The organism is Cellulomonas sp. SG140, from assembly GCF_025770785.1.
GTDB lineage: Bacteria > Actinomycetota > Actinomycetes > Actinomycetales > Cellulomonadaceae > Cellulomonas.
Genome location: NZ_JANZLA010000003.1, coordinates 95841 through 120792, shown reverse-complemented (window position 1 = coordinate 120792; position 24952 = coordinate 95841). Strand labels below are relative to the sequence as shown.

The window sequence follows — 24952 nt, the reverse complement described above, 5'->3', positions numbered from 1 at the left end:
CCTGTGCCGGTCAGGCAGGCGCATCCGTCGGCGGCCGGGCGCGGCGCGTCTCCGGCATGACGAGGCCCGCCACGAGCGCAAGGGCCGAGACGCCCGCCGTGGCGAGGAACGCGACCCGGAAGGAGGCGGCATCCGCCAACGCTCCCGCCGCGAGAGGCCCGACGAACGCGCCGGCGTCCGAGGCCATCTGGAACGCGGCGACCGGCGTGCCGCCCCGACGGCCGATCACGTCGCCCACCACGGCGGCGGTGGACACGCCCAGCATCGCCGACCCCGCGCCGTACAGGGCCATCCCGGCCAGGAACAGCGGAGCGCCGCCGGCGAACGCCATCGCCACCCCGGCAGCCAGGGCGAGCGCGGCACCCGCCCGGAGGAAGGGTCGTCGCCCTCCGCTGTCGACCAGGCGACCGGCCGGCACCAGGACGATCGCCTGCACCACCGCCGACACCACCAGACCGGCGCCGGTCCAGGAGGCGCCGAGCCGCAGTCCCTCGACGACGAACACCGGCACCAGGGACGCCCGCACACCGAACACGGCCCAGCCGACGGCGAAGTTGTTCACGACCGCGGCCCGGTACGCCGAGCTGCGCAGCGCGGTCCCCAGGCCGGTGGGCACGTGCTCCGCCGTTCCCGCGGCCGCCTCGTGCGCGCGCAAGGGTGTACGCGCCAGGAACACGGTGGCCACTCCCCCGGCGATCAGGAGGGTGCCGGCGTAGACGAAGAAGGGCGCACGCAGCGACCAGGCGGTCAGCGGGCCGCCGAAGGCGGGACCGGCGATGCCGCCGAGCAGGAATCCCGTCTGGTAGACGCCGGTGGCGCGGCCCCGCTGGTCCGGGGCGACCACCCGCAGCAGCAGCGCGAACGACGAGACGGTGAACATGGCGGAGCCGAGACCGCCCACCCCGCGCAGCACCAGCAGCTGCGGGTAGCTGCCCGAGAGCCCTGCCAGCAGGCTCGAGACGCCGACGATGCCGATGCCGGCCGCCAGCACCCACCTCTCCCCGAGGCGGTCCACCAGCCTGCCGGCGGCAGGGGCGGACACGAACCGCACCAGGGCGAACACGGAGACCACGGCACCGGCGGCGGCGTTGCTGACCCCGAACCCCTTGGCGAACAGCGGGATGGCGGGGGCGACGATCCCGAAGCCCAGGGCGACCGAGAAGGCCACCGCCGTCAGCACGGCGACCTCCGCCGGGAGGGCGCGGAACGGGTGCGGGATGCTGCGCCGGGCGACCAACGGGACGGCGGCAGGCCGCGGCGTGCGCGGCTGGCTGTCGGTGATGGTCGGCTCCCCTGCTGACGGAACGGCGGCCGTGGAACGGCTCGCGCGCGAGTGCGGCGCCCATCATGCCGCCAGCCGCCGACGGACGCGGACGTCCGACGGTTGCCGGCTGCGCCGCCACGGGCGACCCTTGCGGCGGGACACCGGTCGATCACCCGGGAGCGATGTGGACGCCGACGCCGTCGTCGTGGGGGCGGGCCTCGCCGGGCTCGTGGCCGCCGCCGAGCTGGCCGATGCCGGCAGGCGCGTGCTGGTGCTGGACCAGGAGCCGGAGCAGTCGCTGGGCGGTCAGGCGTTCTGGTCCCTCGGCGGGCTGTTCCTGGTGGGCACCCCGGAGCAGCGTCGGATGGGCGTGCGGGACGGGCTGGAGCTGGCCCGGCAGGACTGGTTCGGCTCCGCCGGCTTCGACCGCCCGGAGGACCACTGGCCCCGCCGGTGGGCGGAGGCCTACCTGCAGTTCGCCGCCGGTGAGCAGCGGGCCTGGCTGCGGGCGATGGGGGTGCGGTTCTTCCCGGTGGTGGGCTGGGCGGAGCGAGGCGACGGCCGGGCCGAGGGCCACGGCAACTCCGTCCCTCGGTTCCACATCACCTGGGGCACAGGTCCGGGTGTGCTGGCCCCCTTCGAGAGGCGGGTCCGTGAGCACGTCGCGGCCGGGCGGGTGGAGCTGCGCTTCCGGCACCGGGTCGACACCCTGACCACGCACGACGGCGCGGTGACCGGGGTCAGCGGCGCTGTCCTGGAGGCCTCGTCCGTCGGCCGCGGCAGGCCCTCCTCCCGTGTCGAGGTAGGTGGCTTCTCCTGCCGCGCGCAGGTGGTGGTGGTCGCCTCCGGCGGCATCGGCGGCAACCTCGACCTGGTGCGCCGGATGTGGCCTGAGCGCCTCGGCGCACCGCCGCGGGAGCTGGTCGCCGGCGTGCCGGCGCACGTCGACGGGCGGATGCTGCAGATCGCTGCGGCCGCCGGGGCCGCCGTGATCAACGCGGACCGGATGTGGCACTACACCGAGGGGCTGCACAACTGGGACCCGGTCTGGGCCGACCACGGCATCCGCATCCTGCCCGGGCCGTCGTCGCTCTGGCTCGACGCGGAGGGGAACCGCCTGCCGGCGCCGTGCTTCCCCGGCTTCGACACCCTGGCCACGCTCCGGCACCTGCGGAGCACCGGCCACGACCACTCCTGGTTCGTCCTCACCCGGAAGATCATCGAGAAGGAGCTCGCCCTCTCCGGTTCGGAGCAGAACCCGGACCTGACCGGCAAGGACCTGCCCCTCCTCCTGTCCCGCGTCCGGCGCGGTACCCCCGGTCCGGTCGAGGCGTTCCTGCGGCACGGCGAGGACTTCGTCGTGGCCGACACGCTGCCGCGGCTCGTGGCGGGGATGAACCACCTCGTCGGTGCCCCGCTCCTCGACGTCGACCGCCTGCAGGCCCTGGTCGAGGCACGCGACCGCGAGCTCGACAACCCGTTCTCGAAGGACGCGCAGGTCACGGCGATCCGGGCCGCGCGGCGCTACCGCGGCGACCGGCTGATCCGCGTGGCGGCCCCGCACCGCCTGCTCGACCCCGCCGCCGGTCCCCTGATCGCGGTCCGGCTGAGCATCCTCACGCGCAAGACGCTCGGGGGCCTACACACGGACCTGAGCGGCCGGGTGCTCGACGGCGGCGGTGTCCCGATCCCGGGTCTCTACGCCGCCGGTGAGGTCAGCGGGTTCGGCGGTGGCGGGATGCACGGCTACAACGCGCTCGAGGGCACCTTCCTCGGCGGCTGCCTGTTCTCGGGCCGGACGGCGGGGCGGGCGGCGGCGGCGGAGATCGCCTAGGTGCACCCGGGCGGCACGGCCGGGCTGCGGGAGCGCGACCCGTGAACCGCAGGCGGGACCGTCAGGCCGTGCGGCGCACGGGGCGGGCACCGGTCCACGCCGCCACCGCGACACCGGCCACGACCAGAGCGTCGCCGACGCTGAACGTGTTGGCCAGCGGCAGCGGCACCGGCCACGCGAAGACGTCGCCGAGCCACGGCAGCACCGGGTGGTCGACGACCGCGCTGTTGGCGAAGGCGAGGTGCGGGTCGATGCCGGCTGCGGTCGTCGCCCAGCGTGACGCCGGCAGGACGCCGCCGTTGAGGGCGATCGTCAGACCGTTCGACACCGCGCCCAGGCCGACCAGCACGGCCCCCGGCAGCCGTCGGTTCAGCCACAGGAAGCCGAGCGCGAGCACGTACGTCAGCACGTGCGCGACGGGGGCGAGCCCGTGCGGCAGCCGAACCTCGACGACGACGACCTGTACCGCGAGGGTCGCCCAGATCAGCAGCGGGGCGTGCCACCGGTGCAGCAGGAGACCGGCGGGCCAACGGCCGACGACGAGAGGTGTCGCGAGCGCGAGGAGGCACGCGGCGAGCACGAGCATCGCTCAGAGCCCTCGGGCACCGACGGTGGCGGAGTGGCCGCCCTGCCGCTCCAGCTGCTCGGCCAGCAGTCGCGGCGTGGTGGGACGACCGAGGTGGAAGCCCTGCCCGATGACCTCACCGATCTCTCTCAGCGCTGCGGCGGTCGGCTCATCCTCCACGCCTTCCGCGACCACGCGCAGCCCGAGCGCCAGGGCCAGGGCGATGGTGGACCGCACGATGATCAGGTCCTGGGTGTCGGTCGCGATGTCGCTGACGAACGACCGGTCCACCTTGAGCTCGTCCACCTCCAACCGCTTGAGGTAGCTGAGCGAGGCGTTCCCGGTGCCGTAATCGTCCACCGCGATGCCGACGCCGAGCGCGCGCAGGGCGCTGATGACCAGGTCGGCGCGCGCGGGGTCGGAGAGGATGCCCGTCTCCGTCACCTCGAGCACGAGGGCCGTCGCCGGCATCTGGTGCCTCGCGAGCGTCGCCGCGATCCGGGGCGGCAGCGAGAGGTCGGACAGGTGCCGGGCCGAGAGGTTGACCGCGACGCGGACGTCGTGACCCGCGGCGCGCCACCGCGCCAGGTCCGCCAGCGCGGTCTCCAGCACGAACTCCGTCAGCGCCGTGATGAGGCCCGAGCTCTCCGCCAGAGGGACGAAGTCGTCCGGGGCGACCAGACCGCGGACCGGGTGCTCCCAGCGGACCAGCGCCTCGACGCCCACGATCCGGGAGTCGGCCAGGTCCACCTGCGGCTGGTAGTCGACGAAGAGGTCGCCCGACTCGAGCGCGGCGCGCAGGTCGGCGAGCAGGTGGAGCCGTTCGAGGGTGTTGATGTCGAACTCGGGCGCGTAGGTGCTGATGCGGTCGCGCTCGAGCTTGGCGTAGTACAGCGCGATGTCCGCCCGCTTCATCAGCTCCTGCGGATCGGTGCCGTGCTCCGGGGCGACGGCGACGCCCGCGCTCGCGCGGATCAGCAGGTCGAGGCCCTCCACCCGGATCGGGTCGTCGAGCGACCGCAGCAGCACCCGGGCGACGTGCTGCGCATCGGCGAGGTTGCCCGCGACCACCACGGCGAACTCGTCGCCACCGAGCCGGTGCACCGCGACGTCCTCCGGCAGGTCGGACACCAGCCGCCGCGCCACCTGCCGCAGCAGCTGGTCGCCCACCGGGTGTCCCAGCGTGTCGTTGATGTCCTTGAAGTGGTCCAGGTCGACGAGCACCAGACCGGGCCCGTTGCCGTCCGTCCGCGCTGCGGCCGTGAAACCGTCGTCCAGCGACCGCCGCAGCTGGTCGCGGTTGGCCAGACCGGTCAGCGAGTCGTGCGACGCCAGGTGCGCGTGCCGAGCGGCGGCCCCGGCGAGCAGGTGTGCCGAGACGACGAACGGCACGAGGAGCACCAGGACGCCCACTCCGTCCGCCGCGAGCACGCCGGCCAGGCAGCCGACGGAGATAAGCACCAGGTTGGTCACGGCGTGGGCGACACCGTCCTCGGTCACCACCGCCATGAACGGCTGGAGCGTGGCCAGGGACACGACGCCCGCGACCAGGACCCGGTTGACGGTGATCATCACCAGACCCGCGACGAGCAGCGGCACCACGTCCCGCACCTCGACGAGCTTCGGTCCGCCGAGGAACGGAACGTGCGTCAGCCAGCAGAAGACCGCGCGGGCGGTCAGGACGCTCAGCGCGTACTGGGCCGTGTTGAACAGGGACTTGCGCGCCTCGCGACGATGCAGCAGGTCGTCGACCAGGCTGGCCACCGCCTGCACGATGACCGCGACGGCGACGCCGCCGATCGCGGTCAGGGCCAGGATGAACGGCGCCGACGTCGACAGGGTTCCGGCGTCGTCCTCCCCCGAGAGCCGGATCGGCCGCACCTCGCCGGCCAGCGCGGCCACGGCCAGCACGACGCTGGGCCAGACGAGGATCCGCGAGACGGTGTCCGGCCAGGAGCTCGCCACCACGGTGACCACCAGCCCGACCAGGCCGAGGCTGGTCACCGCCGTGACGTAGACGCCGACAGGAGCTGTTACCACTTGTACCCAGCGCCGACCAGCACTGCCACGGCCACGAGCGTGCCGGCGCTCGCCGCGATGCGGACGACAGTGCTGTTCTGGGTGGTCTTCCACTTGCCCATGTGTGGGTCCCTTTCGGCTGGGGACGACGCCTGCGGCCGCAGCCCCCCTGCCGTGCCCACGGGCGGCGTGACGTGCAAGGTGCCGGCCGTGGGTACGCGCGTCGTCCGTCGTCTTATCGGCTGGCAGGGCGCAGCCGTGAGCGATCCTTTCGTATCGGGTGCCCGGAGCGCCCGCATTTGGGCGTGTCGACATCGTGGCGCGCCCGTCGCGCGCGCGGCCCTCCGCTGTCGATCCCAGGGCTCGTCGTTCGTCATGACGCTGACAGCCAGGACGCGGCATCAGCGAGAGGAACGAGCATGACGACGATCACCGCCTTCGAGAACATCACCCTCGACGGGGTGATGCAGGCACCCGGACGCCCCGACGAGGACGTCCGCGGGGAGTTCCACGACGGCGGCTGGGCCCTCGGGTACCAGGACGAGGTGTCGATGGCGTACGCCGCCGAGGGCATGCGGACGCCCGGTGCGCTGCTGTTCGGCCACCGCACGTACCGCGACGTGCTGGACCACTGGACCAGCAGGCCGGAGCCCAACCCCTTCGCCCGGGTGCTTCTCACCACGCCCAAGTACGTCGTCTCACGTGACCCAGCCACGGTGCTCCGCTACCCGGCCTCCACCCTGCTCGCGGGAGACGGCGTCGAGCTGGTGCGCGAGCTGAAGGCCGCCGGCGGACCCGACCTGATGGTGATGGGCAGCGGCGAGCTGGTCCGCGCCCTGCACGCCGCTCGCCTGGTGGACCGGTTCACGCTGCAGGTGCACCCGATCGTGCTCGGCGCCGGCACCCGGCTGTTCGGGGACGGGGAGCGCGCCGACCTGACCCTGGGGCGCACGATCCCCACCACGACCGGCGTCCTCATCGCCGAATACGCTGTTCGTTGAGCCGAGCGGAGAGTCACATGCGCTACACGCTGCTGCTGCACTACCCGGAGGAGTCCGCCGAGACGATCGGCGCCGAGGCGATCGCCCAGGGCATGGAGGCGTTCGCCAGCTACGCGGCCACCCTGCAGGCCGCCAAGGTCCTGGTCGCGGCGGAGGTGCTGCAACCGTCGGTGTCGAGCACGACCGTGCGGGTGCGCGACGGCGCCCTGCGGGTGCAGGACGGGCCCTTCGCGGACACCAAGGACCAGCTCGGCGGGACGATCGTGATCGACGTGCCCGACCTCGACGCGGCGATCGAGTGGGCCAGGCGGGCGCCGCCGGTCCAGTGGGGTGCCGTCGAGATCCGCCCCGGTGCGACCCACACGGTCGAGGGCGTGTGGGTGCCGAACGGGTGAACCACCCGGACGCCCGGGCGGCCGCCGAGCGGGCCGCCCGGGCGTCCTACGGGCGGCTCGTCTCCCTGCTCGCGGCCCCGACGCGCGACCTCGCCACGGCGGAGGACGCCTTGTCCGGCGCCTTCGAGGAGGCCCTGCGCCGCTGGCCCGAGGTCGGGGTCCCGACGAACCCCGAGGGGTGGCTGCTCACCGTGGCCCGCAACCGGCAGCGCGACGTGTGGCGGTCCGCCGCAGCCCGCCGCTCGGTGCCGCTCGCGCACCACGGCGGCGCCGTCGACCCGTTCGCGGACCTCGACCCCCTCGCCATCGGCGACCGGCGCCTCGAGCTGCTCTTCGTGTGCGCCCATCCCGCCATCGACGAGTCCCTCCGCGCGCCCCTCATGCTGCAGACGGTGCTCGGGTTCGACGCCGCCCAGATCGGCCGGGCCTTCGCGGTGCCGCCGGCCACGATGGCGCAGCGGCTGGTCCGCGCCAAGAGGCGCATCCGGGACGCCGGCATCCCGTTCGCCGTCCCGGACCGCCGCCTGATGCCCGAGCGCCTCCCGGCCGTCCTCGAGGCGGTCTACGGCTGCGCCGCCCTGTCCTGGCGAGGCGGGCGCGAGACGCTCGCAGGCGAGGCGCGCTACCTCGCGGTGACCCTGGCCACGCTGCTGGGCGACGAGCCCGAGGCGTGGTCCCTCGCGGCCCTCACCACCTTGACCCTCGCCCGGCGGGCCGAGGGCGTCTTCGTCCCGCTCGACGAGCAGGACGCGACCGGTTGGGACGAGGACCTGATCGCGGAGGGCGAGGGCTACCTGCGCCGCGCGCGGTCCGCCGCACCTCCCGGTCGGTTCCAGCTCGAGGCGGCGATCCAGGCGGTGCACTGCGAACGCCGCCGGACCGGCACGACGAGCTGGGCCGCGCTGCGGACCCTGTACGCCGCGCTCCTGGCGACGGCCCCGACGCTCGGCGCGCAGGTCGCCTCCGCCGTCGTCACGGGACGGATCGACGGCCCGGACGCCGGCCTCGCCGCCCTGCCCACCACCGCCGACGAATTCCAGCCGTACTGGGCGGCCCGAGCCGACCTCCTCGCGCGCGCCGGTCGCGACGCGGCCGAGGCGTACCGCCGGGCGGCCGACCTCGCAGCCGACCCGGGCGTCGCCGACTTCCTCCGCCACCGAAGCGACGCCCGCGCGGCGAGCGGTCCGCTGCACCGGCACGGCACCGAGCGCACCTAGCGCGTCGGGGCCACGGGCGGCGGCACGATCACCACCGGCTGGTCGGCGAACTCCAGGACGTGTCGTGACCGCGCGCCGATGTACGGCTCGCCGCTGGCCGAACGGGAGGACTTGCCCAGCACCACCAGGTCGGCCTGCCACTGCCGGGCCTCGTGCAGGATCGCCGGAGCGATCTCTCCGGTGAGCACCCGCGTCTGCAGCTCGAGACGTGCAGCCGCCGCGAGGGCGCCGACCCGGTGCAGCATCGCGACGCCCGCCTCAGCGAGACGCGCGTCGGCACCCGGTTCACCGCTCGCCGCCTGGACCACCTTGGGCAGGCCGTGGTCGATCTCGACGTGCACGGCCCGAAGCTCGGCGTGCAGGGCGGTGGCCAGCTCGATGGCCAACCGTGCGGCGGCCAACGAGTCGGATGTGTCGTCGATGGCGACCAGGATCCGTTCGATCATGGCTGCGACCTCCTGTCGACCGTGCCGCTGACGGCTCGGCGCAGCCGCATGCCGTCCTCCTGCTCCGTCTGCTCGAGAGTGAGCTCCAGGGCCGCGAGTCGCTCCCGCAGCCACGGCAGCCACCGCTTGTCGAGGGCCCGCATCCGGCGCCGGGTGACCGCGATCTCGGCGGCGAGCCGGTCCACGGCCTCACGGGCGGCGGCGGCGCGGGCACCGGCGAGCAGGGCAGCCTGGAAAGCGGCCGTCGCCGGGACGACGGCCGCGTTCCCCGCCAGGACCGCCCCGTCGCTCGGCGCGGTGCGGACCAGGACGTCATCCGGATAGCTCAGGCCCATCGCCGAGGTCCAGACCACCTCGACCTCCGCCGTCCCCGAGGGCGCGGCGCACCGCACCACGTCCTCACCGCCGAGCAGCACGGCTCGCAGCAGCCACGTCTGCGCCTCGGCGTACGCCTGCGACCAGGCTGCCTCGCGTCGCTCCAGCCGGGTCTGCAGGCGCTGGTGCTCGGGCAGGAGGATGCGCAGCTTGCGGTCGAGCTGGTCACGGCCCTTCTGCGCCGTGCCGAGGCGCGCGCGCAGCCACAGGCGCCCGGCGCGGCCGGGTGGGACGGAGCGGGCGACCGGCACGGGCTACCCCTCGGTCCGCGGATGCTGCGCGAGGAACCGGCGGGACAGCATCGTCAGCTCCCGCGCCGGCAGGACCGTGAGGACCTGCCAGCACCGTTCCAGGGTCTCGTCCAGCGTTCGTCGTTCTCCCTGGCCCTGGTCGGTCAGCACGCGCTCGAAGGCGGTGGCGAACTCCAGGTACAGCTGGTCCGTGCCGTTGAGCGCGGCCTCCCCCACGATCTCCGCCAGCTGCTGGACCTGGCGTGCGCGGGCCAGCCCCGCCAGCAGCTGGGCGGCGACCTCCAGGTGGTCCTCGCGCGTACGACCCGCACCGGCACCGCTGCGCATCAGCCGCGACAGGGACGACAAGGGGTCCACCGGCGGGTAGATGCCACGAGCGTGCACCTGCGGGGTGAGAACGATCTGGCCCTCGGTGATGTAGCCGGTGAGGTCAGGCACCGGGTGGGTGATGTCGCCCCCGGGCATGGTGAGCACCGGGACGACGGTCAGCGAGCCGGCGACCCCACGGATCTGGCCGCAGCGCTCGTACAGCGAGGCCAGGTCGCTGTAGAGGTACCCGGGGTACGCCCGGCGGCCGGGCATCTCGCCGCGGGCCGCGGCCACCTCACGAAGCGCCTCGGCATAGCTCGTCATGTCGGCCAGGACGACGAGCACGTGGCGGTGCTGCTCGAAGGCGAGGTCCTCGGCGACGGTCAAGGCGATCCGCGGGGTCAGGATCCGCTCGATCACGGGGTCGTCGGCGGTGTTGAGCAGCAGCACCAGCTCACCGGCCGCCGATCGCTCCTCCAGGCGCGCACGGACCGCGTCCGCATCGGGGTGCGTCAACCCCATCGCGGCGAAGACGACGCAGAAGGGCTCGTCGCCCGACGTGGACTGGGCGGCGATCTGCGCGGCCAGCTCGAGGTGCGGCAGGCCGGCGGCCGAGAAGATCGGGAGCTTCTGACCGCGGACGAGCGTCATCAGCGCGTCGATCGCGGAGATCCCGGTGAGCACCGGCTCCGCCGGCGGTCGTCGGTGCACCGGGTTCAGCGGGCTGCCCGCGACGGGCGCCGTCCTGGTCGCCACGATCGGCGGACCACCGTCGACCGGCTCCCCGCGCCCGTTGCAGACCCGGCCGAGCCACCCGGGACCGATCGGCACCCGCAGCGGTGCACCGGCGAACGCCACCTCCGTCCTGCCGGGCGCCAGCCCGTCCGTGCCCTCGAGGACCTGCACCACCGCGAGGTCGTGGTCGACCTCGAGCACCAGGCCGTGGCGCTCCGGCTCACCGGCCGAACCGACCACCCGGACGACGGCGAACTCGTCCCAGCCGACCCGCTCCACGCCGCGCACCACGAGGAGCGGTCCGCGCAGGTCCCGCACACCCGCGTAGCGGACGGGGAACCAGTCGGTGGTGCTCATGGCAGCGCCGCCAACCGGTCGAGCTGCTGCTGGCGACGGACCGCGATGCCGGCGGCCCCGTCGGGCGGGGTCTCCGGTGCCGCGCGCAGCAGCGGCGAGAAGTCGAGCTCCTCGATCTCCGTCGCGGTGCTGCCGCCCTCGATCGCCGCCTCGCACCGGTCGACGACGTCGAGCACCGCATCGATGAGCGCGGCCGTCTTCGCCGGTGCGCATCGCGCGTCGTTGTCCGAGAGCGCGTTCTGCTGCAGCACCCCTTCGCGCAGCAGGCGGCCCGCCAGCAGGACGACGCGCTCGTGGCCGGGCAGGGACCCGGCGCCGACCAGCTCGGCGAGCTCGCCCAGGCGGTCGGCCTCCGCCAGGAGGGTGGTGACCCGGGCGCGACGAGCGCCCCAGCCCGGGTCACCGTTGGTGGCGTACCAGGCAGCCAGCCCCTCGGCGTCCCGCGAGAAGGACCCCGACCACGCCACAGCGGGGTAGTGCCGGGCGTAGGCGAGGCCGCGGTCGAGGCTCCACAGGGCGCGGACGAAGCGCTCGGTCTGGGCGGTCACCGGTTCGGTGGTGTCCCCACCGGCGGGAGACACGGCGCCGATGATCGTCACGGACGCGGTGGCGCCACCGAGCGTCACCGCGCGACCCGCTCGTTCGTAGAAGGCAGCCAGCGCGGACGACAGGGACGCCGGGTACCCCTCCTCCGCGGGCAGTGCGCCCGAGCGGGAGCCGAGCTCCCGCAGGGCCTCCGCCCAGCGGGACGTCGAGTCGGCGATGACCACCGCGTGGTAGCCCATGTCGCGGAAGTGCTCGGCGACGGTGACCCCGCTGTAGATGCTCGCCTCGCGGGCCATCATCGGCATGTTCGAGGTGTTGGCGATGATCACCGTGCGGTCGGCGAGCAGTCGACCGGTCCGCGGGTCGGTCAGCTCGCCGAGCTCGTCGAGCACGTCCGCCATCTCGTTGCCGCGCTCGCCGCAGCCGATGTAGACGATCACGTCGGCGTCGCACCACTTGGCGATCTGCTGCAGCAGCATCGTCTTGCCCGTGCCGAAGCCGCCCGGCACCGCCGCAGTGCTGCCCTGCGCGAGGGGGAAGACCGCGTCGAGCACCCGCTGGCCCGTGACCAGCGGAGCTGCTGCCGCCAGGCGCTCGCGCACCGGTCGAGGGCGGCGGACCGGCCACCGCTGGCTCATCATGACCTCGACGCCGCCGACCACCGCGACCACGTCCTCCGTGCCGTGGGCACCGGCGGCCGCGACGTGCTCGACCGTGCCCGACACCCCCGGCGGTGCCAGGACCCGGTAGTCGAGCCCGCCCGCCGGCACCGTGCCCAGCAGGGCGCCGTCGCCGACGTGCTCGCCGACCGCGATCGCGGGGCGCCACTCCCGTTCGCTCCTCCCCGCCTCGTGGCGGGTGCGCGCACCGAGCCACGTCGGCGCGTCGGACAGCGGACGGAGCAGGCCGTCGAACACGCCACCCAGCAGCTGCGGACCGAGGGTGGCGGACAACGGGTGCCCCAACGCCTCGACCGGGTCCCCGACCGCCAGGCCGCCCGTGTACTCGTAGGCCTGCACCGAGACGACCCGGTCCTCGATCGCCACGACCTCGCCCGGCAGCCGCGCCTGTCCCAGCGCGACCACCTCGGCCATCGCGACGCCGTCCAGACCGTCCACCTCGACCAGTGGACCGCTGACCCGGGTCACCCGGCCGCTCATCGGTCGTCCCACAAGGCCGCCAGGTCGAGCCGGGCGAGAGCGTGCGCGACCAGCGCGTCGACCGAGGCGTCGACGCGACGTCCGTCCGCCGCCACGCCGACCACGCCGCCGGACGGGTGCGGCTCCAGCCGCACCTCGGTGCCGAGCCGGTCCACCACGAGCGCACCGAGCCGCGCCTGCCGGCCGGGCTCGGCCAGCAGCTCCTGCACCGCGGCACGCGCTGCCGTGCACAGCTGCTCGTACGCCGCGCGCTGCGCCGCCAGGACGATGTGCTGCGCCTCGCGACGTGCTCGGGCCAGGTCCAGGGCCTGCCGTCGCTCGGCATCCGCCTCGCCGGCGGCACGCGCCCGGTCCAGGACCTCGGCCGCCTGCGCGCGTGCCGCCGCCGTCTGCGTCCGCGCGGAGAGCTCGGCCTCCGCCCGGGCCGCGTCGGCATCGGCAGCCGCCCGGCGCAGCAGCGCCTGCTCGAGCGGTTCGAGCGGGTCCGCGGCCCGGATCTCACCGGGAGGGGTCGCCGTGCTGGCGGTCATGACGGCAGCCGCACGGTGAGGGGGGCGCCGCGAGCGCCGGTGGCCTCGCCGATGGCGTCCGCGGCCGCCGCGGACAGCAGCACGACGGCGACCGTCGGCGGCAGGTGCTGCCAGGTGGCCCGCGCCTCCTCGGCGTCCCGGACCGCGTAGGTGCGCGCACCGGCGAGCGCGAAGCCGCTGACCAGCTCCGGCGACCCGATGACCGCGACGTCGCTCATGCCTTGCCGATCAGGATGATCGACACGATGAGCCCGTAGATCGCGATTCCCTCGGCGAGCCCGACGATCACCATCGCCCGCCCGAACAGCTCGGGCCGCTCGCTGATCGCGGCGAGCGCGGCGGCGCCGGTGTACGCGACGGCGATCGCGGCGCCGATGGAGGACCCGGCCACCGCGATGGCCGCCCCGATCAGCGCGGAGCCGTTGGCGGCGGTCGATGCCGCCGCGGCGACGGCGCCGGGCGCGGGGGCGGCAGCGGACGGCCCCGCACCGGCCACCATCGCCACCACGACGAGGGCCGCGATCAGCAGCAGCCCATTGGCGGCCAGGACGACGCGCAGGGCGGGTCTGCCCCGACGTCGCAGCGCCCAGCTCGTGGCGAGCCCGACGACGAGGATCGCGGGCAGGCAGATCGTCCAGATGATCATCAGGCCTCCGTCGGTGCGAGCGGGACGTGCCAGGGCCGGAAGGGTCGGCCCTCGCCCTCGAAGATCCGTGAGAACAGCTCGTAGTACTCCAGCCGCAGCGCCTGGATGCCGGCGACCAAGCCCTCGAGGGCGAACGTCAGCGCGTTGCCGACCACGAAGACCAGCACGGCCGCCGTCACTCCCAGCACCCCGCGGTGCGCCAGCGCCGTCGCTCCCTGCCAGACCACCAGGCCCAGCGCGGCATGGGTGAGCCCGAAGGCGGCGAGCCGGGCGAAGCTGACGAGGTTCGAGCCGAGGCGCACGACCAGGTCGACCAGCTCGACCATCGCCTGGCTGGCACCGGCGGCGCCGCCTCCCGCCGCGGCGAGCAGCCCGACGTAGCCGACCACCAGCGCCGCCACGGCGACGACCGCTCCGGCGGCGGTCAGGGCCGTCAGGTGCAGGTACAGGCCGCCGGCCAGCATGCCGAGGCCGAGGAACAGGGACGCACCCGCCAGCCCTGACGGGGCGTACACCGCGCGTCGCCAGCCGCCCTCCCGGAACCGATTCACCGAGCCGAGGGCGTACGCCCCGGCGAGCAGCAGCGCACCGACCGCGATCGCGACCAGCAGCAGCGTCACCGCGTTCTCCAGCGGGGACAGCCAGATCACCGGGACCACGCCCGTCGGCCCGAAGAACTCGCCGTAGAGGACGCCGAACACCGTGCTGGCCAGGCCGGCGCCGGCCAGGAACCGCCAGTACGGCGCCAGCCGCTCGAGGCGCTGCCACCGCCGGGACCGGACAGCCAGCGCTGCGAGCAGCAGCAGCGCACCGTGACCGGCGTCCGCGAACATCATCCCGAACATCACCACGTAGGCGATGCCGGCGAGCAGCGACGGGTCGACGTCCCGGTACGGCACCGTCGCGTACGTCCGGACCAGCCCTGCGAAGTCGCGGCCGGGTCCACGCTCGGACAGCAGCGTGGGCGGGTCGACACCACGCGGGGCGGGCAGCACGAGGACCGAGGCGTCCACGGCCGCCAGCGCGGGAGCAAGCCGCTGCACGGCGTCGGCCGGCGCCCAGCCGGCGAGGGCCGCCACGCGTCCCCTCGTGACCGCGTCCGCGGCTCGGGCGTCGAGCTCGGTCTCGCCCGCGAGCAGGTCCGCACGGCCGCCCTGCTCCCACGCCGGGAGGTCGGGCCGGCGGCCGAGGAGCGGCGTCACCTGCCCGCTGCGGCCCAGACGCCGGAGCGCGGCCGCGGCACCCGACTCCTTCGTCGCGCCGAGGCTCCGGTCCCCCAGCTCGTCCAGCTCCACGCAGCCCTGGTCGGCGACCGTCACCAGCAGGTCCCGCAGCTGATCGACGGGTGCCAGCAGAGCCACCCGCTGCATCCCCACGGGGTTCAGGGCGTCATGCCACCGCACCGAAGTCCTCCGCGACGTGCCCACCCCGTGCTGCGAGCTCCAGCGCCGCTCGCACCCGCCACGCGTCGACCGCGAGCCGCGCGACGGTCCCGACGAGCGCCCCCGCACCGGCGGCATCTCGATCGGCCATCGCAGCGGCCTCCCGGTCGACGCGCGCCCACCAGCCCGCCTCAGCACGCCACAGCTGCTCCGGCGCGCTGACGTCGGCCAGCGCCCACCGAGCGGCGGGCGGCAGGGCGCCCGCCAGCTCCTGGAGCGAGAGGGCGCCGCCCGCGGCGGGTCCGAGCACCCGCGAGGCGAGGAAGCGCACGCGGGTGCGGGGTGGAGCAGCCCGGTACGCCAGCTCGCGGGCGAGGACGAGGGCGGCCGCAGCCGATGCCCACGTACGCGCCTTCGGGACGTCGACGAGGATCCGCCCGGCTGCGGACAGCCGGATCGCCACGGAGACGTCGTGGGGATCGTCGCTGCCGGGGTCGTCCCAGCTGGACTGCGCCAGCACGCTTCTGAGGGCCGGCACACCGGCCGTGGCCGCCAGGCGAGGCCAGGCGGTCGCGAGCGCGCCGAGCTGGTACGGCGCGGGAGGCACCGGTTCCCTCCCGCGCTGCAGGTGCTCGTCGATGTTGAGGGCCTCGACCGGTGCCGTCAGGGCGCGCAGCATCACCACCCCGTCCCGCGGTGCCCACCCGGCCAGGACACGTACGTTCCAGACGAAGGTGGCCACGACGGCGCGCTGCGCCTCGGCGAGCGTCTGGTCCGGACGCACGTCGTGGGCGTACGGCCCGGTGCCGAGCTCCGCCAGCGCCGCAGCCAACGAGGGCCGGGCCGCCAGAGCGCGGATCGCCTCCGGGCCGAGCCTGCGCCGTCGCATCGCCGTGGACCGGACCCCGACGGCGACCCACCCCGTGCTCATCGCCGGTCGTCCTCGGCCGCGTCGACCAGCTCGGTGACGGCTGCGGCGATCCGAGCGACGTAGTCCCCCATGCACTGCTCGGCGTGCGCACGCAGCCGTGCGGCGCGCGCTCGCGCGGCCGCAAGCTCGGCGTCCGACACCTGCCGACCGACCTCCTGGGCGCGTGCCGCCGCGTCGGCGCGCTCACCGGCCGCTCGCTGCTCCGCCGTGGCCGCGATGCTCCGGACCTCGTCCCCCGCACGCCTGCGCAGCTCCTCGACGTCCAGCCTGCCCCGCTCGACGATCCTGTCGCACAGCAGCTCCGTCGGTGCCAGCCGGGCGAACACGGGCTCGAGCTCGGCGATCGCGTCCGCGACGCGGTCCTGCGGCACGCCGGCGACGGCCGCCGGACCCGGAGCCCCGGCGGGGAGGAACCTCCGCAGCGGACCGGGAACGCGTGGCATCCCGAGCCTCCCTCCAGGACGGCTCTCTCGGCTCCTTCCACCCTGGTGCCGCTCTCCGGCCCTGGTACAGGGCCTAAAGACCGTGGTGGTCGCTCCCCGGTGCCTACCGCCACGAAGCTGGAGGCTTGTAGCGTCTCCGCGGCAGCGGAACGTTCGGACGGAGGTGGCGGTGAGCGGGTCGTCGAGCCGTCCGGCGTTCGACACGGCCGAGGCCCTGATGCGGTCGCGGTTCGCCGCGTTCCGCGACGGCGACGCGGCCTGGCTGCTCGACTCATGGCATCGGTCGACGCGCCCGACGTCGCTCGACCTGACCGACAACCCGGTGTGGCGCGGCCTGCAGGTCGTCGACGTCGTCGACGGCGGACCGGAGGACGACGCCGGCATAGTCGAGTTCCGGGCGACGTACGTCCTGCCGACCGGCGGCGTCGAGGTCATGCACGAGCGGTCCCGCTTCGTCCGCGAGCACGGACGCTGGTACTACGTCGCCCCGGCTGACTGAGCCGGGTGGGGCTCACACCCGCTCGACGCCGTCGGCCTGCGGCCCCCGGTCGCTCTGTCGCACCTTGTACCGGACGCGGTCGCCCTCCTGCAGCGCCTCCGCGCCCCTGACCACCGACACGTGCACGAAGAGGTCCGCACCACCGGCGTCCGGCGTGATGAAACCGAACCCCCGATCGGCGTCGTAGCGCGCCACGACGCCCTCACCGCCACGCGCCAGGCCGTCAGACGCCCTCGACCGACCCGACGTCGCCGGCGCGGCCGACCGGCCACGCGCCGCCACCGCCGAGGCACCCCGCGGTGCCGAGCCGCGCACGAGGCGGACGTTGCGGGCCTGTGGTCCCCGCTCGCTCTCGGCAACGTCGAAGGTGACGCGATCGCCCTCGGACAGCTCATCGATCCCGCCGGCGAGCGACCGGACGTGGACGAAGGCGTCCTCACCACCGGAGTCGGGGGTGACGAACCCGAAGCCCTTGTCCGCGTCGTACCAGGTCACGGTGCCGTCTGCCCCGTCGGACGCCACGACGCGCTGGGCCGCCTCGGCGCCGAGCGGCAGCAGGTGGTCCGCCTGCGGCCCCTTCTCCCCCTCGACCACCAGGAAGGCCACCCGCTGGCCCTGCGAGATCACGCCACCGGTCACGATGGCCGAGCTGTGCACGAAGATCTCCGCGCCGCCGCCGTCAGGCGCGACGAAGCCGTACCCCTTGCCCGGCTCGTACCAGGAGACGGTGCCGAGCAGGCCCACCGGCGCATCGGCGGCGAGGTCCCCGATCACGCGGACGTGGCGCGCCTGCGGGCCGCGGTCACCCTGACCCACCTCGAACTCGACGACCTGGCCCTCGCGCAGGGCGTTCGGCCCGCCGCCGGCCACCACCTCGGAGGCGTGGACGAACAGGTCGTCGGCCTCGTCGCCGAGCGCGAGGAAGCCGAAGCCCCGCTCCGCGTCGAACCAGCGGACAGTCGCCTGGGGCACGGTTGACTCCTTCTCGAACGGATGTTGCCGGCCCCCAGTCTCCCCCGGCCCGGCGCTCCCCACGGAACGGTGTTCGCCGCACGGGAGGCCTGGTGGCCCACCAACGTCGACGCGCGGGCGCTGGACGCCTTCGGGCCGCCGGTCGCCGGGGCCGTCAGGACGGGTCCCGACTGGGTGAGCTCGGGCAACGTCGCGTGCCTGGACTCCTGCTCCGTGCTGACGCGCTCGTTCACCGTCCCACCGGCCAGCAAGGTCGGTGAGGTCCTGTCCGAGGCGGAGACGACCGCGCACCGGGCCGGGTACACGATCCCGTTCGGCATCACCTGCATGGTCACCGTTCCCGCCGAGTCCCAGTTCATGTGCTCGGTGGACGGCCAGACGTCGGCGTCGAGTCTTGAGATCGAGGTGTACGGCGTCGACCCGACGGTCGTGACGCCACGCTCGTTGGCGGGCTACGGGCTGCCCCCGATGCCGAACGACACCGTGACCGGGGTCCGCATCGGCATCTCCGAACGGTGATCCGGGTCCCGTCTCCCCACTTCGCCACGACGGAAGAGCCGGCGGACCAGCTCGTGGCCGGTAGTGGTACGGGCACGAAGAAGGGGCCTGACCCGATCGCTCAGGCCAGGCCCCGCTGGTCGGGCTGACAGGATTTGAACCTGCGACCCCTTGACCCCCAGTCAAGTGCGCTACCAAGCTGCGCCACAGCCCGCCGGCCCCGCAGGACCGCGCGCAATGCTACCCCACGCGGTCGGCCGCCCTCCCCCGCCCGCCGGTCTCCGGCTGCGGGTCGCTGGCATGTCTCGGCGCGCTCCGCCCCACCGGAGGGCCTAGCGTGACCTGCAGGAGCGTCGCGAGGAGGCCCCCATGCGATTCGACTACGACTACGTGATCGTCGGCGGCGGGATGGCGGCTGACGCCGCCGCCCGTGGCATCCGGGAGCTCGACCCCACCGGGTCCATCGCGATCCTCGGGGACGATGCGGAGCCGCCGTACGAGCGGCCTCCGCTCTCCAAGGACCTGTGGCGCGAGCCGGAGGGTCCGGAGCCGTTCCTCCACACCGCGGCCGCAACGGGTGCGCAGGTGCACACGTCCACGCGCGTGACCGCCGTCCGTCGGGCGCAGCGCGTCGTCGTCGCCAACGACGACGACGAGTACGGGTACCGGGTGCTGCTCCTGGCGACCGGGGGCCGCCCTCGCGAGCTCAACCTCGGCCCGTCCCGCGAGGTGGTCTACTTCCGGACCCTCGGCGACTACCACCGTGCCCGAGCGCTGACCGGTGGCCCCGTCATCGTGGTCGGCGGCGGGTTCCTGGGAACCGAGATCGCCGCCGGCCTGGCCACCGCAGGCGCTGCGGTCACGCTGCTGACGCCGGACGCGGAGATCGGCGCGGGCGCCTATCCCCCCGGGGTCGTCCGCCGCATCCGGGCAGCGTTCGACCAGCACGGGGTGCAGGTGGTCACCCGGGCCCGCGCGAGGTGGCTCGAGCGTCCGGCAGCCGGTCGTGTGGCCGTGCACGCCGGGACGGACGACCACCCGATGGCGTTCGCGGCGGCCGGTGTCGTCCTCGCCCTCGGCATCGAGGTCAACGCCGAGCTCGCAGCGGCAGCGGGGCTCGTCGTCGACGACACCGGGGTGCGCGTCGACCAGCACCTGCGCACTCTCGACCCGTTCGTCTTCGCCGCCGGCGACATCGTGGACTACCCGGACGTGCGGCTGGGCCGCCGCCGCGTCGAGCACGTCGACCACGCGCAGAGCTCCGGCGCGTGCGCCGGCCGAGCGATGGCCGCCACGCTGACCGGCGGCGAGCTGCCGGTGTACGACCACACGCCGTTCTTCTGGTCGGACATCTTCGACCTCGGGTACGAGGCGGTCGGCCGGCTGGACGCGTCGATGCAGCTGGTCCAGGACTGGGCGCCCGGCCGCGAGGACGAGCACGGCATCGTCTACTACGTGAAGGACGAGGGTCTGCAGGGCGTGCTGCTCTGGGACGTGTACGGCAAGGTCGACGAGGCGAGCGCGTTGCTGGACGAGCTCCACGAGGCCGGGTCGCTGCCCGACCCCGAGTCGCTGCGCGGGCGCATCGCGTTCGACTGACCCACCACCGGCCGCCCGGCGCCCGGGGCCAGGTCCGTCAGCGCCGACGCTTCTCGCGCACCCGCACCGAGATCGCGATCGGCGAACCCTCGAAGCCGAACGTCTCCCGCAGCCGGCGCTCGATGTACCGGCGGTAACCGGCCTCGAGGAAGCCCGTCGCGAAGATGACGAACCGCGGCGGGCGGGACGACGCCTGGGTGGCGAACAGGATGCGCGGCTGCTTGCCACCCCGCAGGGGGTGCGGGTGCGCGGCCACCAGCTCGCCGAGGAACGCGTTGAGGCGGCCGGTGGGGATGCGCGTGTCCCACGACGCGAGCGACGTCTCCAGGGCAGGCACCAGCCGCTCGGCGTGCCAGCCGGTCTTCGCCGAGACGTTGACGCGCGGCGCCCACTGCACCTGCACCAGGTCCTGCTCGATCTCCCGCTCGAGGTAGGGCCGACGGTCGTCGTCCATCAGGTCCCACTTGTTGTAGGCGATCACCAGGGCGCGCCCGGCGTCGACCACCTGCGAGATCACGCGGGTGTCCTGCTCGGTCAGCGGCTGCGACGCGTCCACCAGGACGACGGCGACCTCGGCCTTCTCGATCGCGGCCTGCGTGCGCAGGGACGCGTAGAAGTCCGCTCCGCTGGTCTGGTGCACCCGGCGGCGGATGCCCGCGGTGTCGACGAACACGTAGGGCACACCCTTGAGCTGGACCAGCTCGTCGACCGGGTCGCGGGTGGTGCCGGCGACGTCGTCCACGACGACCCGCTCGGAGCCGGCGAGCTTGTTCAGCAGCGACGACTTGCCGACGTTCGGGCGCCCGACGAGAGCCACCCGGCGGGGACCCTCCGGGATCGCGGTGTCCCGGGCGGACCGAGTCGGCAGCACCTCCATCGCGGCGTCGAGCAGGTCGCCCGTGCCGCGGCCGTGCAGGGCCGAGATCGGGTGCGGCTCACCGAGGCCGAGCGCCCACAGCGCGGCGGCCTCCGGCTCCATGGACGGGCCGTCCACCTTGTTCGCCGCGAGCACCACCGGCTTGCCGGAGCGCCGCAGCAGGCGCACCACTCGCTCGTCGGTGTCCGTGGCACCCACGGTGGCGTCGACCACGAAGACCACCGCGTCCGCCAGGTCGATCGCCACCTCCGCCTGCTCGGCGACCCGCTTGTCGATCCCTGCGACGTCCACCTCCCAGCCGCCGGTGTCCACCAGCAGGAAGTCGCGGCCCGACCACTCGGCGGGATACGTCACCCGGTCGCGCGTCACGCCGGGCGTGTCCTCGACGACGGCCTCCCGGCGTCCCAGGATGCGGTTGACCAGGGTCGACTTGCCGACGTTCGGACGGCCGACCACCGCGAGGACGGGCAGCGCGAGGGGTGCGACGTCGGCGCCCTCGGCGCCCTCCTCGCCCTCGAGCAGCTGCAGGTCCTCGTCCTCGAGCTCGTACTCCTCGAGACCGGCGCGCAGCGCCCGCTCACGGGCGGCGTCCTCGGGCTGCGGCGCGACTGCCGCGGCGACCTGCTCGGCGGACGGCATCGTGCTCGGGGTCGTCGACTCGTCGGGCAGCTCGAGCTCAGGCGTCGGATCAATGGGGCTCACCGCACCATTGTCCCTGCCCGGCTGCCCGGCAGGGACCAGGACGGTTCGGTGTCCGGCCGGTACGCCGCGCGGGGTCCCGGGACCGCTGCCGTCAGGGTGCGAGCGTGTCGCGGCGCGGGTCGTCGGCCGGCAGGCGCATGCCGGACCGCTCCTGCAGGTCCGCGACCAGCGCCGCGAGGGCCAGGCGGAGCTGCGTCGAGGTGCGGTCGATCTGCTCCCGGCGCGACCCGACTGGCTCCACCGCGATCGGCTCGCCCGCCTCCATCACCAGGTGACGCCGAAGGCCGGGGACGTGACCGAACGTCTCGCCCGTCCGACGGGTGCCCAGGATGGCGACCGGCACGACGACCGCTCCCCCGTGCACCGCCAGCCACGCCGCACCTGCACGGGTGTCGTCCACGGCACCCCGCCCGCGGTTGCCCTCCGGGAAGATGCCGACCGCTCCGCCCCGGCGCAGCACGGCCAGACCGGCCTGGAGCGCCGACCGGCCGTTGGAGCGGTCCACCGGGATCTGGCCGGCGGCCCGCAGCACCGCACCGACCGGCCCGTGGAACATCTCCTGCTTCACCAGGATGTGCAGCGGCCGCGGTGCCATGCCGATCAGCAGCGGCCCGTCGATCACGCCCGTGTGGTTCGCGGCCAGCACGACGGGCCCCGTGCGCGGGACCCGCTCGGCCCCGATCAGGTGGGTGTCCCACACGACGCGGCCGAGGAACCGTCCGACCCAACGGGCCCACGCCGGCCCACCGGCCCAGGGCGCGAGCTCCGCCGTGACGGACGCGGTCACACCGCCCGTCCGCAGACGCGCGCCACCACCGCCAGGACCGCCGCGACGGTTCCCGGCAGGTCCAGGTCCGAGGAGTCCACCGTCACCACACCGTCCGCGGCCGTCTGGAACTCCACCACGGTCGAGTCGTCGGCGTCCCGGCGCAGCACCTGGTCGCGCGTCGCCTCGACGGCCGCGGCAGACGCGCTGCCGTGCAGCTCGCGCGCGCGGCGGGCGAGCCGTGCCTCCGCACTGGCCGTCAGCAGCACGCGGACGTCGGCGTCCGGCGCCACCACCGTGGTGATGTCCCGACCCTCGGCGACCACTCCACGGCCCTCCGCGAAGCCACCGGCGGCGCGCTCCGCGTCGATCAGGTCCCGCTGGCGCCGGTTCAGCTCGGCCCGCACCGCGAGGTTCGTCGCCACCGCGCTGACCGCCTCCGAGACCCACGTCTCGCGGATCGGCCCGGCCACGTCGACGCCGCCGACGTGCACGCCGGGCGTTGACGGGTCCATCCCCATCACCAGCGGCATCCGACGAACGAGGTCGGCCACAGAACCCTGGTCCTCCAGCCGGACACCCTCCTGCAGGCACCACCACGTCGCCGCCCGGTACATCGCGCCGGTGTCCAGGTACGCGAGCTGCAGGTGGCGGGCCACCAACCGGGACACGCTCGACTTGCCGGACCCGGACGGCCCGTCGATCGCCACCACCAGCGGCGCGTTCACCGGACCACCCTCCAGCCCCGGGCGGTCAGCTCGGCGTGCAGGTGCTCGGCGCTGCCGGGCAGCACCGAGATCTCCGCCACGCCCACCGGCCGGCCGGCAGCGTGCTCGATCTGCAGGTCCTCGAGGTTGACGCCGGCGGCCCCCACGTCGCCCAGCAGCCGGGCGAGCTCCCCCGGGCTGTCCGGGACCAGCACGCTGACCACCGAGTAGGCGCGCTGCGCACCACCGTGCTTGCCCGGGATCCGTGCGACGCCGGCGTTCCCGGCGGAGATCGCGCGGGCGATCGTGCTGAGGGCGCCCGGTGCCACGTCCTCCGGCCCGGTGGCCAGCGCGGCGTCGGTCAGCGCGGCGATCACGCCGTCGAGGTCCGACCGGACCTCCACCAGCACGGACCGGACCGCCAGGGCGTTCGCCGCCAGGATCGAGGTCCACAGCGCAGGGTCGCTCGCCGCGATCCGCGTGACGTCCCGGACCCCGGGACCGGCCAGCCCGAGCGCCGCGTCGTCCAGGTCCCGCAGCCGCGCCGCGACCAGGCTGGCCGCCAGCTGGGGCAGGTGCGACACGCTGGCCACCGCGGCATCGTGCTCGGCCGCGTCCATCGCCACGGGCAGGGCACCGAGGTCCACCGCCAGGGCCCGCACGGCGAGCACCGCGTCGGGGTGCGAGACGCCGGAGTCGGCGATCACCCACGGACGCCCGAGGAACAGGTCCGGGACGGCGGCGGACGGCCCGGATCGCTCGCGGCCGGCCATCGGGTGCGAGCCGACGTAGCGGCGCAGGTCGGCACGCGCACCACGCAGCTCGGCCAGGACGTACCCCTTGACGCTCGCGACGTCGGTGACCACCGCCGTCGGGTGCGCCACCAGCTCGGCACGCACCACGTCCGCCGTCACGTCCGGGGGTGCGGCGACGACGACGAGCGCGGGCTCCGGGTCGTCGGGACCCGCGGGTGTGCCCGCGCCGACGTCGCGGGCGAGCGCGAGGGCGGTGCGCGACGGGTCGGCCAGCTGCACCTCGACGCCGTGCCGGCGCAGTCCCAGGCCGACGGACGCGCCGAGCAGCCCGGTGCCGACCACGCGCACCGGGCCACGGGTCGCGATGCTCACATCCCCACCGCCGTCATCAGCGTGCCGAGCTCCACCCGCCCCAGCACCCGGGTGCGCCCCGGGGGCAGGTCGCCCAGCCGGATCGGCCCGATCCTCGTGCGGACCAGCCGGACGACCGGGTGCCCCACCTCGTCGAGCATCCGGCGCACCACGCGGTTGCGCCCCTCGTGCAGCTCGACCTCGACCAGGCTGGCCCGGGAGGTCGTCTGGAGGATCTGGAACCGGTCCACCTGCACCGGACCGTCCTCGAGCTCGACCCCGCGCAGCAGCACCCCGCCGAGCGAGGGCCGTACCTCACCCTCGACCTCGGCGACGTACGTCTTGGCGACCTCGTAGGACGGGTGGGCCAGCCGCTGGGCGAGCTCGCCGTCGTTGGTGAGCAGGATGAGGCCCTCGCTGTCGGCGTCGAGCCGGCCGACGTGGAACAGGCGCTCGGGGCGGTCGGCGACCAGCTCCTGCAACGAGGGACGGCCCTGAGGGTCGTGCATCGTGGAGACGACGCCGCGCGGCTTGTTCAGCGCGATGGTGACGAGGGTCGCATCCAGCTGCAGGCGCTCGCCGTCGACGTGCACCACGGCCTTCGTCGGGTCGATCCGCACGCCGAGCTCCCGTACGACGACACCGTCCACGCTGACCCGTCCGTCGGCGATCAGCTCCTCGCACGCGCGCCGGGAGCCGAGCCCGGCCCCGGCGAGCACCTTCTGCAGCCGGACGCCCTCGGGGTCGTGCACGTCCCGCTCGGGCACCGCGGGCGCCGCGGGGCGCCGGGCGCCGCCCCTGGCCGGCGCGCTGCGTCGAC

The 24952-nt window shown here is 74.6% G+C and carries 26 protein-coding genes and 1 tRNA gene; 7 read left to right on the top strand and 20 right to left on the bottom strand.

All coding sequences use genetic code 11. The features are described 5' to 3' along the window. Positions 1–10: 10 nt before the first annotated feature. Entirely contained in the window at positions 11–1180 is a 1170-nt protein-coding gene (locus N0B34_RS06990; RefSeq protein WP_263730615.1) for an MFS transporter, read from the bottom strand. A gap of 268 nt (positions 1181–1448) precedes the next feature. Here N0B34_RS06990 and N0B34_RS06985 point away from each other — a divergent pair, with 268 nt between their 5' ends. Continuing rightward, complete coding sequence (locus N0B34_RS06985; protein WP_263730614.1) at positions 1449–3098, top strand: FAD-binding dehydrogenase; 1650 nt, start codon at positions 1449–1451, stop codon at positions 3096–3098. A gap of 61 nt (positions 3099–3159) precedes the next feature. Here N0B34_RS06985 and N0B34_RS06980 read toward each other — a convergent pair whose 3' ends face one another. Together N0B34_RS06980 and N0B34_RS06975 are read right to left on the bottom strand one after the other, a co-directional pair. Next, positions 3160–3684 carry a DUF5317 domain-containing protein gene (locus N0B34_RS06980; protein ID WP_263730613.1) on the bottom strand — a complete coding sequence of 175 codons (525 nt, stop codon included), beginning with the start codon at positions 3682–3684 and terminating at the stop codon, positions 3160–3162. A 3-nt stretch (positions 3685–3687) separates the two neighbouring features. After that, entirely contained in the window at positions 3688–5667 is a 1980-nt protein-coding gene (locus tag N0B34_RS06975) for a putative bifunctional diguanylate cyclase/phosphodiesterase (protein ID WP_263730612.1), read from the bottom strand. A 434-nt stretch (positions 5668–6101) separates the two neighbouring features. Here N0B34_RS06975 and N0B34_RS06970 point away from each other — a divergent pair, with 434 nt between their 5' ends. Genes N0B34_RS06970 through N0B34_RS06960 form a run of 3 tightly spaced genes read left to right on the top strand, consistent with a single transcriptional unit; the run spans position 6102 to position 8295 of the window. Further along, on the top strand, positions 6102–6683 hold the full coding sequence (locus N0B34_RS06970) for a dihydrofolate reductase family protein (protein WP_263730611.1): 582 nt from the start codon (positions 6102–6104) through the stop codon (positions 6681–6683). Between the two features lie 17 nt (positions 6684–6700). Beyond that, on the top strand, positions 6701–7078 hold the full coding sequence (locus N0B34_RS06965) for a YciI family protein (protein WP_263730610.1): 378 nt from the start codon (positions 6701–6703) through the stop codon (positions 7076–7078). Next, positions 7075–8295 carry an RNA polymerase sigma factor gene (locus tag N0B34_RS06960; RefSeq protein ID WP_263730609.1) on the top strand — a complete coding sequence of 407 codons (1221 nt, stop codon included), beginning with the start codon at positions 7075–7077 and terminating at the stop codon, positions 8293–8295. Before N0B34_RS06965 ends, N0B34_RS06960 begins: the two co-directional genes overlap by 4 nt. Here N0B34_RS06960 and N0B34_RS06955 read toward each other — a convergent pair. Genes N0B34_RS06955 through N0B34_RS06910 form a run of 10 tightly spaced genes read right to left on the bottom strand, consistent with a single transcriptional unit; the run spans position 8292 to position 16406 of the window. Beyond that, a complete protein-coding gene (locus N0B34_RS06955) occupies positions 8292–8741 on the bottom strand; it encodes a universal stress protein (protein WP_263730608.1) in 450 nt (149 codons plus the stop codon). The genes N0B34_RS06960 and N0B34_RS06955 overlap by 4 nt on opposite strands. Then, positions 8738–9367 carry a V-type ATP synthase subunit D gene (locus tag N0B34_RS06950; protein ID WP_263730607.1) on the bottom strand — a complete coding sequence of 210 codons (630 nt, stop codon included), beginning with the start codon at positions 9365–9367 and terminating at the stop codon, positions 8738–8740. The genes N0B34_RS06955 and N0B34_RS06950 overlap by 4 nt, the downstream gene beginning before the upstream one ends. Positions 9368–9370: 3 nt before the next feature. Then, positions 9371–10768 (bottom strand): V-type ATP synthase subunit B, encoded by a 1398-nt coding sequence (locus N0B34_RS06945; protein ID WP_263730606.1) that lies wholly within the window; start codon positions 10766–10768, stop codon positions 9371–9373. Beyond that, positions 10765–12474, bottom strand: coding sequence for a V-type ATP synthase subunit A (locus N0B34_RS06940; protein ID WP_263730605.1), 1710 nt, complete (start codon positions 12472–12474; stop codon positions 10765–10767). The genes N0B34_RS06945 and N0B34_RS06940 overlap by 4 nt, the downstream gene beginning before the upstream one ends. Beyond that, on the bottom strand, positions 12471–13004 hold the full coding sequence (locus tag N0B34_RS06935; RefSeq protein WP_263730604.1) for a hypothetical protein: 534 nt from the start codon (positions 13002–13004) through the stop codon (positions 12471–12473). Before N0B34_RS06935 ends, N0B34_RS06940 begins: the two co-directional genes overlap by 4 nt. Further along, positions 13001–13222, bottom strand: a complete 222-nt coding sequence (locus N0B34_RS06930; RefSeq protein ID WP_263730603.1) for a V-type ATP synthase subunit F — start codon at positions 13220–13222, stop codon at positions 13001–13003. The genes N0B34_RS06935 and N0B34_RS06930 overlap by 4 nt, the downstream gene beginning before the upstream one ends. Further along, positions 13219–13650, bottom strand: a complete 432-nt coding sequence (locus N0B34_RS06925; RefSeq protein WP_263730602.1) for an ATP synthase subunit C — start codon at positions 13648–13650, stop codon at positions 13219–13221. The genes N0B34_RS06930 and N0B34_RS06925 overlap by 4 nt, the downstream gene beginning before the upstream one ends. Then, entirely contained in the window at positions 13650–15053 is a 1404-nt protein-coding gene (locus N0B34_RS06920) for a V-type ATPase 116kDa subunit family protein (RefSeq protein ID WP_263730601.1), read from the bottom strand. Before N0B34_RS06920 ends, N0B34_RS06925 begins: the two co-directional genes overlap by 1 nt. Then, a complete protein-coding gene (locus N0B34_RS06915) occupies positions 15040–15963 on the bottom strand; it encodes a hypothetical protein (RefSeq protein ID WP_263730600.1) in 924 nt (307 codons plus the stop codon). Before N0B34_RS06915 ends, N0B34_RS06920 begins: the two co-directional genes overlap by 14 nt. Beyond that, positions 15960–16406, bottom strand: a complete 447-nt coding sequence (locus tag N0B34_RS06910; RefSeq protein WP_263730599.1) for a hypothetical protein — start codon at positions 16404–16406, stop codon at positions 15960–15962. The genes N0B34_RS06915 and N0B34_RS06910 overlap by 4 nt, the downstream gene beginning before the upstream one ends. A gap of 169 nt (positions 16407–16575) precedes the next feature. Between N0B34_RS06910 and N0B34_RS06905 the strand changes: the two genes are divergently transcribed. Continuing rightward, positions 16576–16905, top strand: coding sequence for a YchJ family protein (locus N0B34_RS06905; RefSeq protein ID WP_263730598.1), 330 nt, complete (start codon positions 16576–16578; stop codon positions 16903–16905). A gap of 12 nt (positions 16906–16917) precedes the next feature. Here the strand turns inward: N0B34_RS06905 and N0B34_RS06900 are convergent, their stop codons facing one another. Further along, the gene (locus N0B34_RS06900) at positions 16918–17877 is read right to left on the bottom strand and encodes a cold-shock protein (RefSeq protein ID WP_263730597.1); all 960 of its coding nucleotides are present in this window, start codon (positions 17875–17877) and stop codon (positions 16918–16920) included. 69 nt (positions 17878–17946) lie between these two features. On the opposite strand from N0B34_RS06900, the gene N0B34_RS06895 reads away from it, so the two are divergent. Beyond that, positions 17947–18396 (top strand): hypothetical protein, encoded by a 450-nt coding sequence (locus N0B34_RS06895; RefSeq protein WP_263730596.1) that lies wholly within the window; start codon positions 17947–17949, stop codon positions 18394–18396. Positions 18397–18512: 116 nt separating this feature from the next. Here N0B34_RS06895 and N0B34_RS06890 read toward each other — a convergent pair. Further along, positions 18513–18589 (bottom strand) — tRNA-Pro (locus tag N0B34_RS06890). Positions 18590–18744: 155 nt separating this feature from the next. Here N0B34_RS06890 and N0B34_RS06885 point away from each other — a divergent pair. After that, the gene (locus N0B34_RS06885) at positions 18745–19974 is read left to right on the top strand and encodes an NAD(P)/FAD-dependent oxidoreductase (protein ID WP_263730595.1); all 1230 of its coding nucleotides are present in this window, start codon (positions 18745–18747) and stop codon (positions 19972–19974) included. A gap of 37 nt (positions 19975–20011) precedes the next feature. Here N0B34_RS06885 and der read toward each other — a convergent pair whose 3' ends face one another. From der to N0B34_RS06860, 5 genes are all read right to left on the bottom strand, one after another. Further along, positions 20012–21490, bottom strand: coding sequence for a ribosome biogenesis GTPase Der (gene der / locus N0B34_RS06880; RefSeq protein WP_263730957.1), 1479 nt, complete (start codon positions 21488–21490; stop codon positions 20012–20014). A 154-nt stretch (positions 21491–21644) separates the two neighbouring features. Continuing rightward, positions 21645–22340, bottom strand: a complete 696-nt coding sequence (locus N0B34_RS06875) for a lysophospholipid acyltransferase family protein (RefSeq protein ID WP_263730594.1) — start codon at positions 22338–22340, stop codon at positions 21645–21647. Continuing rightward, complete coding sequence (cmk, locus tag N0B34_RS06870; protein WP_263730593.1) at positions 22337–23047, bottom strand: (d)CMP kinase; 711 nt, start codon at positions 23045–23047, stop codon at positions 22337–22339. The genes N0B34_RS06875 and cmk overlap by 4 nt, the downstream gene beginning before the upstream one ends. Next, a complete protein-coding gene (locus N0B34_RS06865; protein ID WP_263730592.1) occupies positions 23044–24153 on the bottom strand; it encodes a prephenate dehydrogenase in 1110 nt (369 codons plus the stop codon). The genes cmk and N0B34_RS06865 overlap by 4 nt, the downstream gene beginning before the upstream one ends. Then, positions 24150–24899 carry a pseudouridine synthase gene (locus N0B34_RS06860; RefSeq protein ID WP_318529966.1) on the bottom strand — a complete coding sequence of 250 codons (750 nt, stop codon included), beginning with the start codon at positions 24897–24899 and terminating at the stop codon, positions 24150–24152. The genes N0B34_RS06865 and N0B34_RS06860 overlap by 4 nt, the downstream gene beginning before the upstream one ends. Between the last annotated feature and the right edge of the window lie 53 nt (positions 24900–24952).

Excerpts from the sequence above, each read along its gene's own strand:
- N0B34_RS06970 (WP_263730611.1), top strand. The coding sequence starts at position 6,102 with ATGACGACGATCACCGCCTTCGAGAACATCACCCTCGACGGGGTGATG.
- N0B34_RS06955 (WP_263730608.1), bottom strand. The coding sequence starts at position 8,741 with ATGATCGAACGGATCCTGGTCGCCATCGACGACACATCCGACTCGTTG.
- N0B34_RS06980 (WP_263730613.1), bottom strand. The coding sequence starts at position 3,684 with ATGCTCGTGCTCGCCGCGTGCCTCCTCGCGCTCGCGACACCTCTCGTC.
- N0B34_RS06935 (WP_263730604.1), bottom strand. The coding sequence starts at position 13,004 with ATGACCGCCAGCACGGCGACCCCTCCCGGTGAGATCCGGGCCGCGGAC.
- N0B34_RS06925 (WP_263730602.1), bottom strand. The coding sequence starts at position 13,650 with ATGATCATCTGGACGATCTGCCTGCCCGCGATCCTCGTCGTCGGGCTC.
- der (WP_263730957.1), bottom strand. The coding sequence starts at position 21,490 with ATGCCGTCCGCCGAGCAGGTCGCCGCGGCAGTCGCGCCGCAGCCCGAG.
- N0B34_RS06940 (WP_263730605.1), bottom strand. The coding sequence starts at position 12,474 with ATGAGCGGCCGGGTGACCCGGGTCAGCGGTCCACTGGTCGAGGTGGAC.
- N0B34_RS06945 (WP_263730606.1), bottom strand. The coding sequence starts at position 10,768 with ATGAGCACCACCGACTGGTTCCCCGTCCGCTACGCGGGTGTGCGGGAC.
- N0B34_RS06885 (WP_263730595.1), top strand. The coding sequence starts at position 18,745 with ATGCGATTCGACTACGACTACGTGATCGTCGGCGGCGGGATGGCGGCT.
- N0B34_RS06965 (WP_263730610.1), top strand. The coding sequence starts at position 6,701 with ATGCGCTACACGCTGCTGCTGCACTACCCGGAGGAGTCCGCCGAGACG.
- N0B34_RS06915 (WP_263730600.1), bottom strand. The coding sequence starts at position 15,963 with ATGAGCACGGGGTGGGTCGCCGTCGGGGTCCGGTCCACGGCGATGCGA.
- N0B34_RS06910 (WP_263730599.1), bottom strand. The coding sequence starts at position 16,406 with ATGCCACGCGTTCCCGGTCCGCTGCGGAGGTTCCTCCCCGCCGGGGCT.
- N0B34_RS06930 (WP_263730603.1), bottom strand. The coding sequence starts at position 13,222 with ATGAGCGACGTCGCGGTCATCGGGTCGCCGGAGCTGGTCAGCGGCTTC.